The organism is Streptomyces sp. NPDC037203, assembly GCF_055605065.1.
In genome coordinates this window covers 462,187-480,695 of the sequence record NZ_JBVJUC010000003.1, presented here as the reverse complement: position 1 = coordinate 480,695, position 18,509 = coordinate 462,187, and the positions used below count along the sequence as shown (strand labels likewise).

The following is an 18,509-nucleotide window of genomic DNA, read 5'->3' as shown; positions in this document are numbered from 1 at the left end:
ATTCAAATCCGGCCAGGGCGGCCGGGACAACTGCGGCCAGGGTGGCCGGGACGGCTCCGGCAGACGCCTCACACCCCTCCGAACAACGCGTCCAGCCCCCGCTCCACGACCGCCGCCATGTCCTCCTGGCCGGCCGCCACCACCTCGTAGGTGTGTACCAGGAAGCGGCGCAGGGTCGAGGTGGGGAACTGGAGGAGGGCGAGTCCGTAGGGCGAGTGGAACTCCAGGACGGTCCGGGTGCGGCCGTAGGGCCAGATCTGCACGTCGCCGTGTCCGGCCGGGGTGCGCAGCCCCTGGTCCAGCAGGGAGCGCGCGAAGGTCCAGCTGACGTCCTCGTCCTCCAGCGCCGCCTCGGCCGGGAAGTCCACGAAGACGGCGAGCGGATCGCACGTGGTGTAGCGCAGCGTGGCCGTGACGGGGATCTCCCGGTCCTCGGCGGTGAGGAGCCGGGCGAGGGCGGGCAGTTCGATGGTGGTCTCCATGCCTTTATGGAGTACGGATCGACCCCTCGCATGCCGCCAAATCCGGTCAGAGTTCGACGGGTACCGGCCGGACCCGGACGACGAGGCGCACAGGGCCGTCGAACACGTGGCTGAACGTCCGGTCCAGGGGTCTCGGCGCAGGACCGCCGGGTCCGTCAACTCCCGTAGATTGTCTACGACTTGATGGCTCGACCGGGCACTTGAGGAGCGCTGCGGGACAGCTTCGGGAAGACTCTGGCATATGCCGGAAGCACCACCGTATCGTGTGTTGCCAAATCCCTTACGGGGCGTCCCGCGTTGTGCGACAGTCGTTGCGGTCCCCCCGTTCCGCCCGGCCCTGCCGTCCCCTCGTTCGGAGTGCGAAATGCCGTCCCCCCTCTCCGCGGACCGCCCAGCCGGCCGGCCGACCGGCCCCGACCCGGTCGAGGCGTTGATCACGCAGGCGCGGCGGCTCAAGGGCGAGGTGGACGCGGTACGGCGGGATGTCCGCCACGACGGCACGGACCCCGAGGAACGCTGGCAGCGCGCCCTGTACGACCTGGCGCTGCACCAACTGGACGACTTAGACGCCCACTTGGCCCAGCTGCGCACCGGCCCCGCACCGCTGCCCCCGGCCGGACCCGCGGACCCGGCGGAACCCGCCGGGACCGCGACGTCCGGCGAGACGACGGGGTCCGGGGAGACGACGGAGTCCGGGGCGGCCACCGAAGCCCTCACCGTCCGCCCGGCACCGGCCGGTACCCCCCGAGGCGTACTGCTCAGCCGGGTCGGCAGCGCGGAGTGGAACCTGCTGACGGACGAGGCGGCCTGGTCCGGGGAGCTGTACCGCATCCTCGGCCGCGACCCGGCCCTGCCCGCCCTCACCCTGGACGAGCTGCCCTCGCTGGTCGTGGAGGAGGACCGGCCGAAGCTGACGGCGATGGTCACCGGCTGCCTGATCGACGGCCGGCCGATCGACGGCGAGTTCCGGGTGCGCCGCCCCGACGGTTCCGTGCGGACCGTGCACATGATGGGCGAGCCGGTGCTCGGCGCCGACGGTGCCACCGCCTCGATGTGGGCCGTGCTGCGCGACGTGAGCACGCTGCGCCGGCGCAGGCGGACGGTGCGCGACCGGCAGGACTCGCTCCGCCGGCACCGGCAGCGCGAGCAGACCGAGCACCGGGTCGCCAGCGAGCTCCAGGAGGCCGTGCTGACGCCCTGGCGCGGCTCCCTGCGACCCCCGCACCAAGGCCCGCAGACCCTGGACCTCGCCGCGCACCGGCTGCCCGCCGACGGCACCGCGCCGATCGGCGGGACCTGGTACGACGCCCTGGAACTGGCCGACGGCGAGACCCTGCTGAGCATCGGCGACCTCACCGGGCACGGGGTGGCCGTCGCCTCGGGCATGGCCACCCTGCTCGGTGCGGTGCGCGGCATGGCCATGGCCGGCACCCAGCCCGGCCACCTGCTCGCCCTGCTCAACCAGTTGCTCGACGCCACGGTGGAGCCCGCCCTCGGCAGCGCCGTCTGCTGCCGCTACCGGCCCGCCACCCGCACCCTGGTGTGGGGGCAGGCGGGACACCCCGCCCCACTGCTGTACCGCGACGGGGCGGGGTGCGTGCTCGACGCCCCCGAGGGCGTCCTGCTCGGCGCCACCTCGGGCGCCCGCTACGGGCAGGCCGAGGTGAACCTCGCACCGGGCGACGTGCTCCTGCTGCACACCGAGGGGCTGGTACCCGGACACAGCGCGACGGCGGCCACGGACCGGCTGCTGGATCTCGCCCCACGCTTCGAAGACGCACGGGACGCACGGGACTGCGTGCGGGCGCTCGTGGAGGAGTTCGGCGGGGCCGGACGGGTGGACGACGCGTGTGTGCTCCTCGCCAGGGTGGCGGCGTGAGCCGACGACCGGACGAGTGTGTGAGCCGACGCCTGGACAGGTGCGTGAGGCGACGCCTGGACGGGTGACCGGCGGCGGTCGGGGCGGCCGGCCGGTCGAGAGGGTGCGGCGCGCGGACCGTTACGCCCGTGCGCTGTTCGCGCCCTTGCTCCGCGGCTTGGGCAGGGCGAGCCTGATCTCCTCCCGCAGCGCGTGGATCTTCGGGTATCCGGCGTACTGGGCGGTGAGCCGGTACATCTGGCGCAGCCGGTCCCAGGTACGCCGCGAGGAGTTCGCGCCCATCGACATCAAGGCGAGCCGCGCGTAGCGGTCGGCCTGCTCGGGGTCGTCGGCGATGAAGCAGGCCGAGGCCATGGAGAGATGGTCGAAGATCTTCGAGCGCTCCCGCCCGTCGACGCGCAGCGCCAGGGCCTTGTCCGCGAAGTACTGGGCATGCACGGCCGCGTCCGGGTCGGACTCGGCCAGCGTGCGGTAGGCCAGGGCCTGCATGCCGTACAGGTCCTCGGCCTTGAAGGTCTGCATCCAGTCGAGGGGTTCGCCGTCGCCCTTGTCGGCGACGAACAGGTCCTCCGCCTGCCCGAGGGTGCGGCGCATCGCCTGGCCCTTGCCCATCGCCGCCTGAGCCCAGGCCTCGATGGTGTGGAACATCGCCTTCGTGCGCGGCTGGAGGCCCTCGCCCGCGCCGGACTGGGCGAGCTTCATCAGGTCCAGCGCGTCGTCGGGCCGGCCCAGGTGGACCATCTGGCGGGCCGCGCGGGACAGCGCCTCCCCGGCGCGCGGCCGGTCGCCGCCCTCCCGCGCGGCGTGCGCCGCGATGACGAAGTACTTCTGCGCGGTGGGCTCCAGGCCGACGTCGTGGGACATCCAGCCCGCGAGGACGGCCAGATTGGCGGCGACGCCCCACAGGCGCCGCTGGAGGTGGGGTGGGTGGCGGTAGGCGAGCATGCCGCCCACCTCGTTGAGCTGGCCCACCACCGCCTTGCGCTGGAGGCCGCCGCCGCGGGCCGCGTCCCAGGCCCGGAAGACCTCGACGGAGCGCTCCAGCTCCGCGACCTCCTCCGAGCCGATGGGGGCGGCCTCGTAGCGGTCGAAACCGGCGGGGTCGGGGTGCAGGGGGTCGTCCAGGGCGGGGCTGTCCGCCTTCAGGACCGGGTCGGTGTGCAGCCAGTCGTGCATGGCGCTGCTGAGTGTGGATCCCGCGGCGAGCGCGGCACCCGCGCCCACCAAGCCGCGTCGGTTGAGCATGAGGTCCATTCCCGTGAATTCGGTGAGGACCGCGGCGGTCCGCTCGGGCGCCCACGGCACTCCGTCGGGATGTTCCTCGATCCCGTCGGCCTGCCGTTTCCCTGCCCGCCCGTGGCGCACCAGACCGAGGTCCTCGATGGTCACGACACGGCCGAGACGCTCGGTGAACAGGGCCGCCAGCACCCGCGGCACGGGATCGCGCGGGATCTCTCCCATGTCGATCCACCGCCGGACCCGTGAGGTGTCGGTCGCCAGCTGGGGGTGGCCCATGGCCGCCGCCTGCCGGTTGACCAGTCTCGCGAGTTCGCCCTTCGACCAGCCGGCCAGGCCGAACAGATCGGAAAGGCGGGTGTTGGGTCGTCCGCTCACGTCAAGCCCCCAGGTTCTCGGCTGAGTTGACAGTAGCCCGGTGGGAGTTGCCGAGCGACTATTCGCCAGGGTTCGCCAGGGTGCGCCAGATGGTGTGCCAGGGGCCAACGGGTGTCAGGTAGGAAAGCGCCACCCCGACCCGGTCTCGCCGGGGACATTCCCCAGGGTGTACCGGGGACCGGGCCGGGTTGACGCGAGGACTTCACAGGCAGGCACCGCAGGCAACGAAGGGATCGGATCTCCCATGTACGCGGCAACGTCCTCCGTGTCCGCCCCGCTTCGGCCGTTGCGCCCCCGCCCGGCGGGCGGCGGACCGTATCTCGACCCGGCGGCACGTCCGGGCGGCTCCGTGCTGGGCGCGCCCCGTCCCCGGCGGGTTCCGGGGCAACCCGGCGTCCCGCCGCTCAGCGGGAGACTCGACCTGTCCGGCCCCCAGGGCGCCCCGCTGCGCGCCGCGATCGCCGCGGTGCAGCGGATCTGCCCGGAGTTCGCACCGGTGCAGGTGCTGCGGCGCAGCGCGCGCTCCGTGCTGTTCGTGGGCACCACCGGGCGCAGTACGGCCGTCGCCAAGTGCCTGCTGGACAAGGCGCCGGCGTGGGCGGAGCGGAGCCGCCACGAAATAGCCGTATACCGCTCGTTCGTCCGGCACCGCCCCCCGGTTCGGGCACCCCGGCTGATCGCGGCGGATCCGGACAACTGCACCCTGGTGATCGAGCGGATGCCCGGCCGGGTGGCGGCACTTCAGCGGCATCCGATGGAGGCGCCGCCCCGCGCCGACATCCGCGCGGCGCTGGGCGCGGTCTGCCGGGTGAACTCCTGGCGGCCCCCGGCCGGTCTGTTCGACATGCCCCTGGACTATGTCGAACAGATGTCCCGCTACCACGAGTTGGGGCTGCTCACCGACCGGGACCTCGGCGACCTCCAGAAGCTGCTGCACGGCATCGCGCAGGAGGTGGGCCGGGGCGCCATGCTCCAGTTCTGCCACGGCGACGCCCTGCTGTCGAACATGCTGCTGTCCCCGGCGGGTCCGGTGCTGGTGGACTGGGAGCACGCGGGCTGGTACCTGCCGGGCCACGACCTGGCCACGCTGTGGCTGGTGCTCGGTCAGGCCCCGGCGGCTCGGCGGCAGATCAGCCAGATCGCCCAGTCGGCGGGCCCGGCTTCCCGCGACGCCTTCCTGGTGAACCTGATGCTGCTGCTGACCCGTGAGATCCGGCGGTACGAGACGGCCGTGCAGCGCTCGATGCAGGACCCGGCCCCGGTGGCGCCCGGTCCGTCCCGGCCGGGCGCGGCACCGTCCGGCGAGGAGCAGCGGCTGCTGCTGCGGCGGCTGCACGACGACTGCCAGATGGCCCGCAAGGCGGTGCGCGCGGCGGTCGGCACGCGCTGAGAAGAACACAGGGCACCTCGTGGAGGCCCGCGGTGCGCCGGAATGACGGCGCGCCGCGGGCCTTCGCTCTGCGGGAGCGGCTGTGCGGGGGAATCGTTTCGGCCGTACGGCGGCAAGCGTCCGGCGCCGGTACGGCCGTCTCCGTGCGACCCCGTACGGCGGCGACCAGCGACGCGACCCATTGGTCTACGCCACTGACGCGCCGCAGGCCCGCCCGCCGCCGTCGCGAAACTCGCCGAAACCCGCCGTGACGTGGGAAATCTCCTTTGCGATTGCATCATTGACGGATCGTCGGCCAGCCGATACCACTGACCCAGTTCGGCGCCGCACGCCCCGCCACGCCCGTCCGTCACAGGAGGCCGCATTGCGAGGTTCCGCCCCTGATTCCCCGTCCACGCCCGGCCACAGACATCTGAGGCGGGCCGCCGTGCCGCTCGCCGCGGCGGCTCTGCTGCTGCCGCTGCTCGGCGCGGCCCCCGCCCAGAGCGCCCCGGACTCCTCCCCCGACCGGCTCCAGTCCGCGTTCGCCTCCGCGTCCGCCGTCTACCACGTGCCGCAGAGCGTGCTGCTGGCCGTCTCCTACCTCCAGTCCCGCTGGGACTACCACGGGGGCGCGCCCAGCGTCTCCGGCGGCTACGGCCCGATGCACCTCACGGACGCCCGGACCGCGATCGCCGCCACCGAGCACTTCGCCGACGGCACCGAGGACGCCCGCGGCGACAGCTCCCGCCCCGATGCGCACCCCGAGGCGCGGGTGCCGGCCGACTCCGCGCTCCCCGCCCGGCTGACGACCCTGCGGCGGGCGGCGAAACTGACCGGCATCCCGGCCGCGAAGCTGCGCACCGACCCGGCGGCGAACATCTCCGGCGGCGCCGCCCTGCTGGCCGCCGCGCAGAAGCGGCTCGGCGAGCCGCTGAGCGCCGACCCGGCCGACTGGTACGGCGCGGTGGCCCGCTTCTCCGGCGCCGACGACAAGGCGACCGCGGCGTCGTACGCCGATGATGTGTACGACGTGCTGCGCACGGGTGAGCGGCGCACCACGGACGCCGGGCAGCGGGTGGCCCTGGCCGCCGAGCCGCGTCTCGCCCCGGACACCGCGCAGTTGGCGCGGACCGGTCTGCGCACGGTGAAGGACGACGGCGCGGAGTGCCCGAAGTCGGTGTCCTGCGAGTGGCTCCCGGCGGCGTACGCGCAGTTCGGCGACGACGACTACGGCAACCACGACCTGGGCGACCGCCCGGCGTCGCAGGCGATCAAGTACATCGTCATCCATGACACCGAGGGCGCCTGGGACGGCGTCCTGAACCTCATCCAGGACCCCACCTACGTGTCCTGGAACTACACGATCCGCTCGACCGACGGGCTGATCGCCCAGCACGTCAAGGCGAAGGACGTGGCCTGGCACGCGGGCAACTGGGACGTCAACGCGCGCTCGATCGGCATCGAGCACGAGGGCTTCCTCGCCGACCCGGACGCCTGGTTCACCGAGGCGATGTACCGGTCCTCGGCGCGGCTGGTGAGGTACCTGTCCGCGAAGTACGGCATTCCGCTGGACCGGCAGCACATCCTGGGCCACGACAACGTGCCCGGCCCGACCGCGTCCACCATCGCGGGCATGCACACCGATCCGGGGCCGTACTGGGACTGGGCGCACTACTTCCAGCTGCTCGGCCACCCGTTCGAGAAGACCGCGGGCAGGCAGGGCGGCCTGGTGACGATCCGGCCGGACTACGCCGCCAACCAGCCGGCGTACACGGGCTGCTCGACGGCGGGCGAGCCGTGCGCGGCGCACGCCTCCAGCGAGGTGCGGCTGTACTCGGACCACGATGTGAACGCGCCGCTGATCAAGGACATCGGGCTCGGTAAGGCGCCGACGATCGACGTCAACGACGTGTCCTCGCGGGTCTCCACCGGGCAGCAGTACGCGGTCGCCGATCACTGGGGCGACTGGACGGCCATCTGGTACCTCGGGCAGAAGGCGTGGTTCCAGAACCCGGCGAAGCACCCGACGGCGGTCTCCGCCAGGGGGCGGGTGATCACCCCGAAGGAGGGTCTGACGAGCATCCCGGTGTACGGCCGCGCCTACCCGGAGAAGTCCGCCTACCCGGCGGGGGTGCCCGCGCAGTCGGTGGTGCCGCTGCCGTATACCATCCCGGCCGGGCAGAAGTACGTGGTCGGTGACGAGATGCCGGGTGAGTACTACTACTCGGTCACCTTCACCCCGGACTCGCACCAGGTGGTGCGGGGCGACGACCTGTACTACGAGATCCAGTACGGCCACCGGGTCGAGTTCGTCCGCGCGGCGGACGTGACCCTGGAAAGCTCGGCGAGCTCGGCGGGCTAGAGCCTCAGCCCTGCTGGAAAAGCTCCGCCGGGAGCGGCTTCAGCAGGGCGTACAGGTCGTCCGTGATGGGCCGGTCCCAGGCGGCGATGGTGACGAGGACGCCGTCGCTGCGGTCGAACTGCACGCAGGAGATCCGGCTCTCGGACAGCTTCAGCCGGCGCACGATGAGGAGGTTGTCGCCCTGGAGCACCGGGGTGTCCTCGGTGCCGACGACGGTGACCTCCTCGTCGTTCTCCAGCGCCAGCAGCAGCTGGCCCACCTCGAAGGGGATCTCCTCCTCGGCCACCTCGCGGGCCGGGGAGCCCTGCGGCAGATTGCCGATGATCATCGCGGGGCCGCGGCCGCCGAAGAGGTCGTAGCGCAGGAAGACACCCTGGCAGGTGCCGTCGGGCGCGGGCAGCAGCCCCGCACCGAGATTGCCCGGCCAGTCACCCGGATCCATGGCCAGCACGTCGAAGTCGGGCCCGGCGGGAGTGGCGCTGCGGCGGCGGAGGAACGACATGCGGCCATGGTACGTGCCCGGACAGAACTGAGTGACCTGCGGGCGGCTGCTGGTGGGACGGGGGGCGACGCCGCAGGGGGGTGGCGGCGCGGGGGGACGGAGCGGGGTTCCGGGAGTGGTCCTACGGGGGTTGGGGACGGGTGCGGGGGTGGCGCCGCGGGGGCGGGTGGCGCGGCGCCGGCACTCGCCTGCGAGCCGACCGGGGCGATAAGGGGCGGGAGCGGGCTCGGCCGTCCGGGGGTCGCGGGGCACGGGTCCGGAACCGGCGAGCGCGCGGGGCCCGACCGGCAGCCGCCCCGCCCGTCCCGCCATCCGGGCCTACGACCAGCACTCCGGCCGGCGGATTCCGGCGGCACGGCGGGACACCACCGCCCCCGCGGTCACCGCACCTGACGTCGTCGGCTGGGCCGCACCGCCTCGCTCACGCCTCCCCCGGAGTCGGCGGCAGCACCGCGACCGGGCCGGCCGCGTGGAGGAGGACGGCCTGGGTGACGGAGCCCATCATGCGGGCGGGGGCCAGGAGGCGGCGGCGGTGGCGGCCGACGACGACCAGGTCGGCGTCGCGGGAGGCGGCCACGAGGATGCCCGCCGCGTCGCCCGGCAGGGCCTCGGCGTCGGCGCGGACGCTCGGGTGGCGTTCGCGGTGCGGGGCGAGGAATCCCTCGGCGAGGGCCCGCGTCTCGTCGGCGAGGGCCTTCTCGTCGGGCATCGGCGGCACCAGCTGGCCCGGCGCCGACCAGGTCTGGAGGGGCCAGGGATAGGCGGCGATCGCCTGGACCCGGGCGCCGCGCAGGGCCGCCTCGGTGAAGGCGAAGGAGAGCGTGGCCTCGTCGGGGCTGTCGACGTTCAGGCCCACCACCACACGGGGTCCCGGCTCGGCCGGTCCCTCGCCGTGCACCTCGCGGCCGGGCGGGGGGACGACGACCACCGGGCACTCGGCGTCCCGCGCGGCGGCGAGGCTGCTGGAGCCGAGCAGCAGGCTGGCGAAGCCGCCGCGACCCCGCGAGCCGAGCACCAACAGCTGGGCGTCGGCGCCCAGTTCGGGCAGCACCGCGCCGGGCGCGCCCTCCAGCGTGACGTACTCGACGCCCTCGGGGGCGTGGTCCGCGAGCCGGGTGCGCACCTCGTCGAGGACGGGGTCGCCCTCCGCCTCGGGCGGCCCGGCCACCAGGACGTCGGTCTGCCCCCAGGCGGCGTACTGGCGGACATGGACCACCCGCAGCGGTGCCGCGCGGCGGCGGGCGGCGTCCGCGGCCCACTCCATCGCCCGCAGGCTGTCCTCGGAACCGTCCACCGCGGCGATGACCGGCGCAGCGCTCATGCTTCCTCACCTCCGGAACACGACACTCTCCCTTGCTGGGGTCAGCCTCCATCAGGCATCGGCCCCGGCAGGGCACTGTGGATCACGTGTCCGGAAATCGGCGCGTGACACCCCCGGTTCAGGCGCGCGACGCCCCGGTCCGGATCAGGGCGCCCCGGAGGTCCGGGCCGCCCTCAGGTGAGGTCGAACTCCCCTTCCCGCGCGTCGGAGACGAAGGCGCCCCATTCCGCGGGGGTGAAGATCAGGGAGGGGCTCTCCGGGCGCTCGCTGTTGCGCATCGCGATGAAGCCCTCGACGAAGGCGATCTGCACATCGCCCTTGCCTCGGCTGCTGGACCGCCACTCGGCCTTGCTGAGGTCCAGGTCCGGCTTGTCCCAGCCCTTGAGCGGCTTGTGCTGGGTGGTGCTGTCGGCCACGTCCGTGCTCCTCCCGGTGTCGTCGTCCGCGGCTCAGCCTAGCGACCGGTCCCGGTGCCCAACAGCCCACGTGGGGAGGACGTTCAGCGCCGGTCACCGGTCGAGGAAGCCCGTGACCCGCCGCCTGAACTCCGCGGGATCGTCCAGCCATGGATAGTGCGCGGCACCCGGCTGGACGGTGACCTCCGCGTTCGGGAAGCACTCCGCCGCCCGGCGGGCCCGCTCCGGGCGCGGTCCGCCGTCGAGGGCGCCCGCGTACACGAGGACCGGGGCCGTCAGCGCGGTGAGGGCGGCGCGGGTCGCGTCCGGGGTGAAGGCGCCCTCGGCGAAATACCGGTCGGCGGCCTCGTCGGCGGTCTGCGCCGGCTCCGCGTCCGCGTGGGCCCGTGCGGTGGCGTCCCAGCGGCCGTAGAAGAAGGGCAGGAAGACGTCGTCGAAGTCCGCCTCGCCCGCGAGCCAGGAGCGGAAGGCCGGGTACGCCTGCGGGAACCACGGCTCGTGCGCCCGCGTAGCGGCGGCGGCGAGCCGGTCCTCGGGGGTGTGGGGCAGACCGAGGGCGGACGGATTCGGGGTGATCAGCAGCAGGCGTCTGATCCGGTGGGGGTGGCGGGCCGCGTAGAGCATGGCCAGGGCCGCGCCGGCGGAGTGGGCGAGCAGGTCGAAGCGGTCGAGAGCCAGGTGTGCGCGCCAGGTCTCCACGTCCTCCACCATGCGGTCGCAGCGGTACGTCGCCGGGTCGGCCGGTGCCGCCGAGCCGCCGGTGCCCCGCAGGTCGAGCAGGGCCAGCCGGCGGTGCGCGGTCAGGCCGCCGAGGTCTCCCAGGTAGGCGGAGGCGCGCATGGGGCCGCCGGGCAGGACGGCGAGGGGTTCGCCGGCGCCGCGCAGGTGGTAGGCGAGGCGGGTGCCGTCGGCCGTGGTGAAGGTCGGCATGCGCATGATCTTCGCGGTCCGGCCCGCCCCACCGCAACGCCTTTCCGCGGGCCGGCCGCGGCACGTGCCCGCGGGCGGGGCGACAAATGTCCGCAGCCCTCTTGTCCGAAACCCCCTCGGCCTGAATTACTGGCCCCGAACAGTTCGACCGAATGATCGGTCGTCCGTAATGTCTTGGTGAGGAGACGTGCCGATGGCTCAGGCGCGGGATCTGCTGGATGCGGGCGAACGGCTCGGACCGCAGGAGTTGCGGGCGCTTCAGCTGGAGCGGCTGCGCGCCTCGCTGCGGCACGCCTATGAGCACGTGCCGTTCTACCGGGAGTCGTTCGACAAGGCGGGGGTACGACCGGAGGACTGCCGTTCGCTGGCGGACCTCGCCCGTTTCCCCTTCACCACCAAGGCGGACCTGCGGGAGAACTACCCGTTCGGGATGTTCGCGGTGCCCAGGGAGCGGATCCGCCGGCTGCACGCCTCCAGCGGCACCACCGGCCGCCCCACGGTGGTCGGCTACACCGAGAACGATCTGTCCATGTGGGCCGACATGGTCGCGCGCTCCATCCGCGCGGCGGGCGGACGCCCCGGCGACGTGGTGCACGTGGCGTACGGATACGGGCTGTTCACCGGCGGCCTCGGCGCCCACTACGGCGCGGAGCGGCTCGGCTGTACGGTCGTCCCGGCGTCCGGCGGCATGACGGCGCGGCAGGTGCAGCTGATCCAGGACCTGGAACCGGCCGTGATCATGGTGACGCCCTCCTACATGCTGACGCTGCTCGACGAGTTCGAGCGGCAGGGCGTGGACCCCCGGACCACCTCGCTGCGGGTGGGGATCTTCGGGGCCGAACCGTGGACGGAGCAGATGCGGCGGGAGATCGAGGAGCGGTTCGCGATCGACGCCGTGGACATCTACGGGCTGTCGGAGGTGGTCGGCCCCGGTGTGGCGCAGGAGTGCGTGGAGACCAAGGACGGGCTGACCGTGTGGGAGGACCACTTCTACCCGGAGGTGGTCGATCCCGTCACCGGCGAGCCGCTGCCGGAGGGCGAGCGGGGCGAGCTGGTGTTCACCTCGCTGACCAAGGAGGCCATGCCGGTCGTCCGGTACCGCACCCGCGACCTGACCCGGCTGCTGCCCGGCACGGCGCGGGTGTTCCGGCGGATGGAGAAGATCTCCGGGCGCAGCGACGACCTGGTGATCCTGCGCGGGGTGAACCTGTTCCCCACGCAGGTCGAGGAGATCGTGCTGCGTACGCCGGGCGTGGCCCCGCACTTCCAGCTGCGGCTGACCCGCGAGGGCCGGATGGACTCGCTGACCGTGCGGGCCGAGGCGCGGCAGGGCGCGACACCGCAGGCGCGGGAGGCGGCGGCCCGGTCCATCGTGGCGGCGGTGAAGAACGGCATCGGGGTGTCGGTGGACGTGGAGATCGTGGAGCCGGAGTCGCTGGAGCGCTCGGTCGGCAAGATCCGCCGCATCGTGGACCTGCGGCCGCGGGACGCCGGTCGGGGGTGAGCGGCGGACCGGGCGGACGTCATCGCCCGGCGCCCGGCGGGCGATGACGTCACCCCTTGGCGAAGCCGTCCCGCAGTTCGCGCTTGAGGATCTTCCCGCTGGCGTTGCGGGGCAGCGCGTCGACGAACAGCACCCGCTTGGGCGTCTTGAAGGACGGCAGCTTCTCCCGTACGTGGGCGACGAGTTGCTCCTCGGTGACTTCACCGCGCGGCACCACGACCGCCGTGACGGCCTCGATCCAGCGCTCGTCCGGCAGGCCGATCACGGCGGCCTCCGCCACCGCCTCATGGGTGTAGAGCGCGTCCTCGACCTGCCGTGAAGCGACCAGCACGCCACCGGAGTTGATGACGTCCTTCACCCGGTCCACGATGGTGAAGCGGCCGTCCGCGTCCCGCACCGCGAGGTCCCCGGAGTGGAACCAGCCGTCGCGGAAGGCCTCCACGGTCTCCTCGGGCTTGTCCCAGTAGCCCTCGCACAGCTGCGGCGAGCGGTAGACGATCTCGCCGGTCGTGCCGTCGGGCACCTCCCGGCCCTCCGCGTCCACGACCCTGGCCTCCACGAACAGCACGGGCCGTCCGCAGGAGTCGAGGCGGCCCTCGTGCTCGGCCGGCCCGAGGACCGTGGCGAGGGGGCCGATCTCGCTCTGCCCGAAGCAGTTGTACAGGGCGAGGTGGGGCAGGCGCCCGCGCAGCCGCTCCAGGACGGGCACCGGCATGACGGAGGCGCCGTAGTACGCCTTGCGGAGCCCGCCGAGGTCGCGGGTGGCGAAGTCGGGCCGGTTCGCCAGGGCGATCCACACGGTGGGCGGCGCGAACAGGCTGTCCACGCGGCCCGCCTCGATCAGGTCGAACAGCAGATCCCCGTCGGGCGCGTCCAGGATGACGCTGGTGGCGCCGACCGCGAGGCAGGGCAGCAGGAAGACGTGCAGTTGGGCGGAGTGGTAGAGCGGCAGGGCGTGCGCGGGGCGGTCGTCCGCGCGCAGGTCCAGGGCGGTGATCGCGCTCACGTACTCGTGCACCAGGGCCCGGTGGGTCATCATCGCGCCCTTGGGCAGCGCGGTCGTGCCGGAGGTGTAGAGCAGTTGCACCAGGTCCTCGGAGCGCGGTTCCGGGCCGTCGTACGGCTCGGTGTCGGCGAGGCGCGCCAGGAGCGAGTCCCCGGTGTCCCGCAGCGGCAGCGACCGTACGCCTTCGGGCAGCCGGTCCGCGAGGCCGGGGTCGGCGAGCACCAGGCTGCTGCCGGACTGTTCGACGAGGTAGGCCAGGTCGTCGCCGGTGAGGTGGTTGTCGACCGGGACGTGCACGAGGCCCGCGCGGGCGCAGCCGAGGAAGGCGATCAGGTAGGCGTCCGAGTTGTGACCGTAGGCGGCGACCCGGTCGCCGGGGGCGACGCCCTCGGCGAGCAGCAGCGCGGCCGCGCGGGAGACGGCGTCGTCCAGTTCCCCGTACGTCCAGCGGCGGTCGCCGTACTCCACCGCGACCCGCGCGGGGGTGCGGCGGGCGCTGCGCCGCAGCACCGCGTCGACCGTGCTGCTGCCCTGTCCGCCGGCCGTGCCGCCCTGTGCCTCGCTCATGACCGCAGATCCTGGGCCCGCGGGACGCGCGGGTCAAGGACTGCGGGAGACCGGATGCGGGCCGGACGCGTGCCTGCCGCCGCGCGCCGGGCCCGCCGCAGCCGGTGCGCCTCCTGACGCAGCGTCAGCTTGCCGTGTTCTCCAGCACGGCCATCGCCGCGTTGTGGCCGGGTACGCCGCTCACCCCGCCCCCGCGCACCGCGCCCGCCCCGCACAGCAGGACGCGCGGGTGCCGGGTCTCCACGCCCCAACGGCCGGTGTCCTCCTGGGAGTAGGGCCAGGACAGGGCGCGGTGGAAGATGTTGCCGCCGGGCAGCCGCAGATCGCGTTCGAGGTCGAGCGGGGTCTTCGCCTCGATGCAGGGGCGGCCGTCGGCGTCGGTGGCCAGGCAGTCGGCGAGGGGTTCGGCGAGGTGGGCGTCGAGCTGGGCGAGGGTGGCGGCCAGCAGTTCCGCGCGGGCGGCGTCGTTGTCCCGGTCGAAGAGGCGGGCCGGGGTGTGCAGGCCGAAGAGGGTGAGGGTCTGGTAGCCGCGTTCGGCGAGTTCGGGGCCGAGGATGGTGGGGTCGGTCAGGGAGTGGCAGTAGATCTCCGAGGGCGGCGCGCTGGGCAGCCGGCCGGCCGCGGCCTCGGCATGGGCGGTGGCCAACTGGCCGTAGCCCTCGGCGATATGGAAGGTGCCGGCGAAGGCCTCGCGGGGGTCGGCGTCCGGGTCGCGCAGCTTCGGCAGCCGGGTGAGCAGCATGTTGACCTTGAGCTGGGCGCCCTCGGCGGGTTCCGGTGGCGTGTCCCCGGTGAGGGCGGCCAGTTCCTGCGGCGAGGCGTTGACCAGGACGTGCCGGGCGGCGGCGACGCCCTCGCCGTCGGCGGTGCGGTAGGTGACCTCGGCGCCGTTCTCGTCGGCGGCGACGCGGACCGCCTCGTGTCCGGTCACGATCTCCGCGCCCGCCGTACGGGCCGCCGCCGCGAGGGCGTCGGTGAGGGCGCCCATGCCGCCCACGGGCACGTCCCAGGCACCGGTGCCGCCGCCGATGACGTGGTAGAGGAAGCAGCGGTTCTGGGCCAGCGTGGGGTCGTGGGCGTCGGCGAAGGTGCCGATCAGGGCGTCGGTGAGGACCACGCCCCGCACCAGGTCGTCCTCGAAGTGCGCCTCCACCGCAGCCCCGATCGGCTCCTCGAACAGGGCCCGCCAGGCGTTGTCGTCGTCGATGCGGCGGCGCAGCTCGTCCCGGCCGGGCAGGGGCTCGGTGAGGGTCGGGAAGACGCGTTCGGCGACGCGGCCGGTCATGCCGTAGAAGCGCTGCCAGGCGGCGTACTCGCGCTCGCCGCCGGTCAGCCGGGCGAAGGCGTCCCGCGTGCGGGCCTCGCCGCCGCCGACGAGGAGTCCGGTGGGGCGGCCCGCGCGTTCCACGGGGGTGTACGAGGAGATGGTGCGCGAGCGCAGCCGGAAGTCGAGGCCGAGGTCGGCCACGATCTTCCCCGGCAGCAGGCTGACCAGGTAGGAGTAGCGCGACAGCCGTGCCGCCACCCCGGCGAACGGCCGGCTGGACACGGCGGCCCCGCCGGTGTGGCCGAGCCGCTCCAGCACCAGCACGGAGCGTCCGGCACGGGCCAGATAGGCGGCGGCGACCAGACCGTTGTGGCCTGCCCCGACGATGACGGCGTCGTACGCGCGGGTTCCCTGGTTCACGGACATGGTCCTTCGTAACACGGGGTGATCCGGCGGGGCCAGAGGAAGCTCAGGGCACCTTGTGCGGGGCCGGGCACGCGGCCGGGCCCAGCCGGGACATCGCGTGCAGGATGTGCTTCGGGGGACGCTGCCAGCGCAGGTGGGGCGGGATGCGGCGGAGCAGGGTGCCGGTGCTGCGCAGGCGGCGGGCGACGGTGGCGGGGTCGGGGGCCGATCTGCCGTACAGGTCGTGGGCGTACGGGGGCAGCGCGGCGTAGGCGAGGCCCGCCACCCGGCGCCAGAGCAGGTCGCGCGCCGGGATCAACAGGGTGGGTACCGGCGGGTGTTGGAGGAAGTCGTCCACCTCCCGCGCCTCGGGGCCCGCCGCGAGGTGGGGGCGCATCCGGGCGAAGTACGCGGCCAGTTCGGCGCGGTCGGCCGGGACTTCCCGCGGGTCGAGGCCCACCAGGCGGGCGCTGATCCGGCGCTCGGCGATGTAGCGGTCGGCCTGGGTGTCGGACAGCGGGTAGCCGGAGCGGCGCAGCACCTGGAGGTAGGAGTCGACCTCGGCGCAGTGCACCCAGCGCAGCAGCCCCGGTTCGCCGACGCCGTACCGTTCGCCGGTCGCGGGGTCGGTGACGGTGAGCCTGCGGTGGATGCCGCGGACGTGGGCACCGGCGCGTTCGGCGGCCTCGGTGGTGCCGTAGGTCGTGACGCCGACGAAGTCCGCGGTGCGCGACAGGCGGCCCCACGCGTCCCGCCGGAAGTCGGAGTTCTGGAGGACTCCGCGCACCGCGCGCGGGAGCAGGGCCTGGAGGTAGAGGGCGCGGACTCCGGCGACCCACATCATGGGGTCGCCGTGCAGCTGCCAGGTCACGGAGCGCGGGGTGTAGAGACCGGGGTCGCCCATGCCTCCAGTATGGCGGCAGGCGCTCGCAGGGGTCCGCGGCGGGCTTTTGGCGCTCGGGGCGGTGGCCGCGGGCCGGAACGCCTGCCCCCGGACCGGCCCGCCCGCCTGGTGCAACTTGCGGAAAGTTGCAGCACGTTGTTGCCAGTGGCGGGGGCGGCTGCTTGACTCACCCGTCCCAGCGACGTGAGAGAGACGAGCCGACTGCCATGACCACCGAGACCGATGTCCTCGTCCTGGGCGGCGCCGGCGTGGACACCGTCGTCCACGTGCCGGAGCTGCCGCTCCCCTACGCCGACAGCTACATGATCCGGCCGGGCATCGTGACCCGTGCCGGGCAGAGCGGGGACTTCGTGGCGCTCCAGGTCAGCGCCCTGGGCCTGCGCGCCCACCACATCGACCTGGTCGGCGCCGACCCCGAGGGCGATCTGGTGCGCGCGCTGCACCGGGACCGGGGCATCCCGCTCACCGACGTGCCCTCGGCCGCCGGAACCAAGCGCGCGGTCAACCTGGTCGGCCCGGACGGACGCCGGCTCTCCCTGTACGACGACACCCGCAGCCGGCCGTCCGACCGGCTGCCCGAGGACACCCTGCGCGCGCTCGCCGCGCGGAGCCGGCACGCGCACGTGGTCATCACCCATCCGTGCGCGTACGCCCTGCCGGTGCTGCGCGAGGCCGGGCTGACCGTCTCCACGGACCTGCACGACTGGGACGGCGCCAACCCCTACCACGAGCCCTTCGCGCTCGCCGCCGACCTGGTGTTCCTGTCCACCACGGCGCTGGCCGACCCGGAGCACACCATGCGGGACGTCGCGGCGCGGGGCCGGGCCCGGATCGTGGTGGCCACCGCGGGCGCCGAGGGCGCGTACCTGCTGGCCGACGGCGAGCTGGCCCATGTGCCCGCGATCGCCCCGCCCGAGCCCGTCGTGGACTCCAACGGCGCGGGCGACGCGTTCGCCGCCGCCTTCCTGCTCGGCTGGCTGGACGGCCTGGACCCGCTGCGCTGCGCCCACTACGGCGCGATCGCGGGCGCCCACGCCTGCACGGTGCCCTCGACCCGCGCCGACGCCATCTCACGGGACGAACTGCTCGCCCGCGTCGCCGCGTCGGACCCCGGCGGGCGGACCGTCAGGGCGGCCGGATGAACCCTTGCGGCCGCCCGCGAAGGGGCGACCGGGCGATCCGGCGGGGGCTCAAGCCGGGTCGGGTGCCGGGAAGACCGGCCAGCCCGCCATGAGGCCCCCGTCCAGGGTCAGGGTCTGGCCGGTGATGTACGACGCCCCCTCGGACCCGAGGAAGATCACGGCCTCGGCCACCTCCTCGGGGGTGCCCGGCCGGTGCAGGGGCAGCACGGAGTTCACCGCCTCGCGCGTCCGGTCGTCGCCGGTGACCCGCTCGTACATGCCGGTCCTGGTGAAGCCGGGGGCGACCGCGTTCACCCGGATGCCGTGCGCGGCGCCTTCGAGGGCGGCCGCCCTGGTGATGCCGATGACGGCGTGCTTGCTGCCGGCGTACACGGCGACCTCCGGGTAGCCCATCAGGCCGTACACGCTGCTGACATTGACGATGCTGCCGCCGCCGCGCTCCCGCATGGCGCGGAACTCGTGCTTCATGCTCAGCAGGGTTCCCTTGACGTTGGTGTCGAAGGTGGCCGCGTAGGCGTCGGCCGTGACGGCGGTGATCGGCGCGGACCGCCCCTCGGTCCCGGCGTTGTTGAGGGCGACGTCGATCCGGCCGAAGCGGTCGACGGCCTGCTCCACGAGATCGCGGACATCGTCCTCCAGCCGCACATCGGCCTGCACGAACAGGGCCCGCGCCCCGAGCCCTTCGAGTTCCCCGGCGAGTTCCTTGCCGGGGCCCGGATGCCGTCCCGAGACGACGACGTCGGCGCCCCGCCGGGCGTAGGCCACGGCGGTGGCCCGCCCGATGCCGCTGAGCGCGCCGGTGACGACGACCACGGGAGCTGACATGAGGGGAGTCC

At 73.8% G+C, this 18,509-nt stretch carries 15 protein-coding genes; 5 read left to right on the top strand and 10 right to left on the bottom strand.

Annotated features, from left to right (window positions below; genetic code table 11):
• Positions 1-68: 68 nt before the first annotated feature.
• Positions 69-482 carry an SsgA family sporulation/cell division regulator gene (locus ACZ7EC_RS11345; protein ID WP_471060939.1) on the bottom strand — a complete coding sequence of 138 codons (414 nt, stop codon included), beginning with the start codon at positions 480-482 and terminating at the stop codon, positions 69-71.
• Between the two features lie 364 nt (positions 483-846).
• Here ACZ7EC_RS11345 and ACZ7EC_RS11340 point away from each other — a divergent pair, with 364 nt between their 5' ends.
• Positions 847-2,361, top strand: coding sequence for a PP2C family protein-serine/threonine phosphatase (locus tag ACZ7EC_RS11340; protein ID WP_471060937.1), 1,515 nt, complete (start codon positions 847-849; stop codon positions 2,359-2,361).
• Between the two features lie 120 nt (positions 2,362-2,481).
• On the opposite strand, the gene ACZ7EC_RS11335 is transcribed toward ACZ7EC_RS11340, so the two are convergent.
• Positions 2,482-3,975, bottom strand: a complete 1,494-nt coding sequence (locus tag ACZ7EC_RS11335; RefSeq protein WP_471060935.1) for a DNA-binding protein NsdB — start codon at positions 3,973-3,975, stop codon at positions 2,482-2,484.
• Between the two features lie 244 nt (positions 3,976-4,219).
• On the opposite strand from ACZ7EC_RS11335, the gene ACZ7EC_RS11330 reads away from it, so the two are divergent.
• Both ACZ7EC_RS11330 and ACZ7EC_RS11325 read left to right on the top strand, forming a co-directional pair.
• Positions 4,220-5,365, top strand: coding sequence for an aminoglycoside phosphotransferase family protein (locus ACZ7EC_RS11330; RefSeq protein WP_471060932.1), 1,146 nt, complete (start codon positions 4,220-4,222; stop codon positions 5,363-5,365).
• 364 nt (positions 5,366-5,729) lie between these two features.
• Positions 5,730-7,709, top strand: coding sequence for an N-acetylmuramoyl-L-alanine amidase (locus ACZ7EC_RS11325; RefSeq protein ID WP_471060930.1), 1,980 nt, complete (start codon positions 5,730-5,732; stop codon positions 7,707-7,709).
• A gap of 4 nt (positions 7,710-7,713) precedes the next feature.
• Here ACZ7EC_RS11325 and ACZ7EC_RS11320 read toward each other — a convergent pair whose 3' ends face one another.
• From ACZ7EC_RS11320 to ACZ7EC_RS11305, 4 genes are all read right to left on the bottom strand, one after another.
• Positions 7,714-8,211 carry a glycosyltransferase family protein gene (locus ACZ7EC_RS11320; RefSeq protein WP_111583711.1) on the bottom strand — a complete coding sequence of 166 codons (498 nt, stop codon included), beginning with the start codon at positions 8,209-8,211 and terminating at the stop codon, positions 7,714-7,716.
• A 421-nt stretch (positions 8,212-8,632) separates the two neighbouring features.
• A complete protein-coding gene (locus tag ACZ7EC_RS11315) occupies positions 8,633-9,532 on the bottom strand; it encodes a universal stress protein (RefSeq protein ID WP_471060927.1) in 900 nt (299 codons plus the stop codon).
• Between the two features lie 173 nt (positions 9,533-9,705).
• On the bottom strand, positions 9,706-9,948 hold the full coding sequence (locus ACZ7EC_RS11310; protein WP_471060924.1) for a DUF397 domain-containing protein: 243 nt from the start codon (positions 9,946-9,948) through the stop codon (positions 9,706-9,708).
• 93 nt (positions 9,949-10,041) lie between these two features.
• On the bottom strand, positions 10,042-10,878 hold the full coding sequence (locus ACZ7EC_RS11305) for an alpha/beta fold hydrolase (protein WP_471060921.1): 837 nt from the start codon (positions 10,876-10,878) through the stop codon (positions 10,042-10,044).
• Positions 10,879-11,071: 193 nt separating this feature from the next.
• Between ACZ7EC_RS11305 and paaK the strand changes: the two genes are divergently transcribed.
• Positions 11,072-12,382: a phenylacetate--CoA ligase PaaK gene (gene paaK / locus ACZ7EC_RS11300; RefSeq protein WP_471060919.1), complete on the top strand. Its 1,311-nt coding sequence runs from the start codon at positions 11,072-11,074 to the stop codon at positions 12,380-12,382.
• Between the two features lie 49 nt (positions 12,383-12,431).
• On the opposite strand, the gene ACZ7EC_RS11295 is transcribed toward paaK, so the two are convergent.
• The 3 genes from ACZ7EC_RS11295 to ACZ7EC_RS11285 all read right to left on the bottom strand — a co-directional run bounded on the left by ACZ7EC_RS11295 (position 12,432) and on the right by ACZ7EC_RS11285 (position 16,531).
• A complete protein-coding gene (locus ACZ7EC_RS11295) occupies positions 12,432-13,955 on the bottom strand; it encodes an acyl-CoA synthetase (RefSeq protein ID WP_471060917.1) in 1,524 nt (507 codons plus the stop codon).
• Positions 13,956-14,079: 124 nt separating this feature from the next.
• The gene (locus ACZ7EC_RS11290) at positions 14,080-15,648 is read right to left on the bottom strand and encodes a phytoene desaturase family protein (protein ID WP_471060914.1); all 1,569 of its coding nucleotides are present in this window, start codon (positions 15,646-15,648) and stop codon (positions 14,080-14,082) included.
• A 43-nt stretch (positions 15,649-15,691) separates the two neighbouring features.
• Complete coding sequence (locus ACZ7EC_RS11285) at positions 15,692-16,531, bottom strand: oxygenase MpaB family protein (RefSeq protein WP_471060912.1); 840 nt, start codon at positions 16,529-16,531, stop codon at positions 15,692-15,694.
• A 206-nt stretch (positions 16,532-16,737) separates the two neighbouring features.
• On the opposite strand from ACZ7EC_RS11285, the gene ACZ7EC_RS11280 reads away from it, so the two are divergent.
• Positions 16,738-17,673 carry an adenosine kinase gene (locus ACZ7EC_RS11280; protein ID WP_471060909.1) on the top strand — a complete coding sequence of 312 codons (936 nt, stop codon included), beginning with the start codon at positions 16,738-16,740 and terminating at the stop codon, positions 17,671-17,673.
• 48 nt (positions 17,674-17,721) lie between these two features.
• Here ACZ7EC_RS11280 and ACZ7EC_RS11275 read toward each other — a convergent pair whose 3' ends face one another.
• A complete protein-coding gene (locus tag ACZ7EC_RS11275; RefSeq protein WP_471060906.1) occupies positions 17,722-18,498 on the bottom strand; it encodes an SDR family NAD(P)-dependent oxidoreductase in 777 nt (258 codons plus the stop codon).
• Between the last annotated feature and the right edge of the window lie 11 nt (positions 18,499-18,509).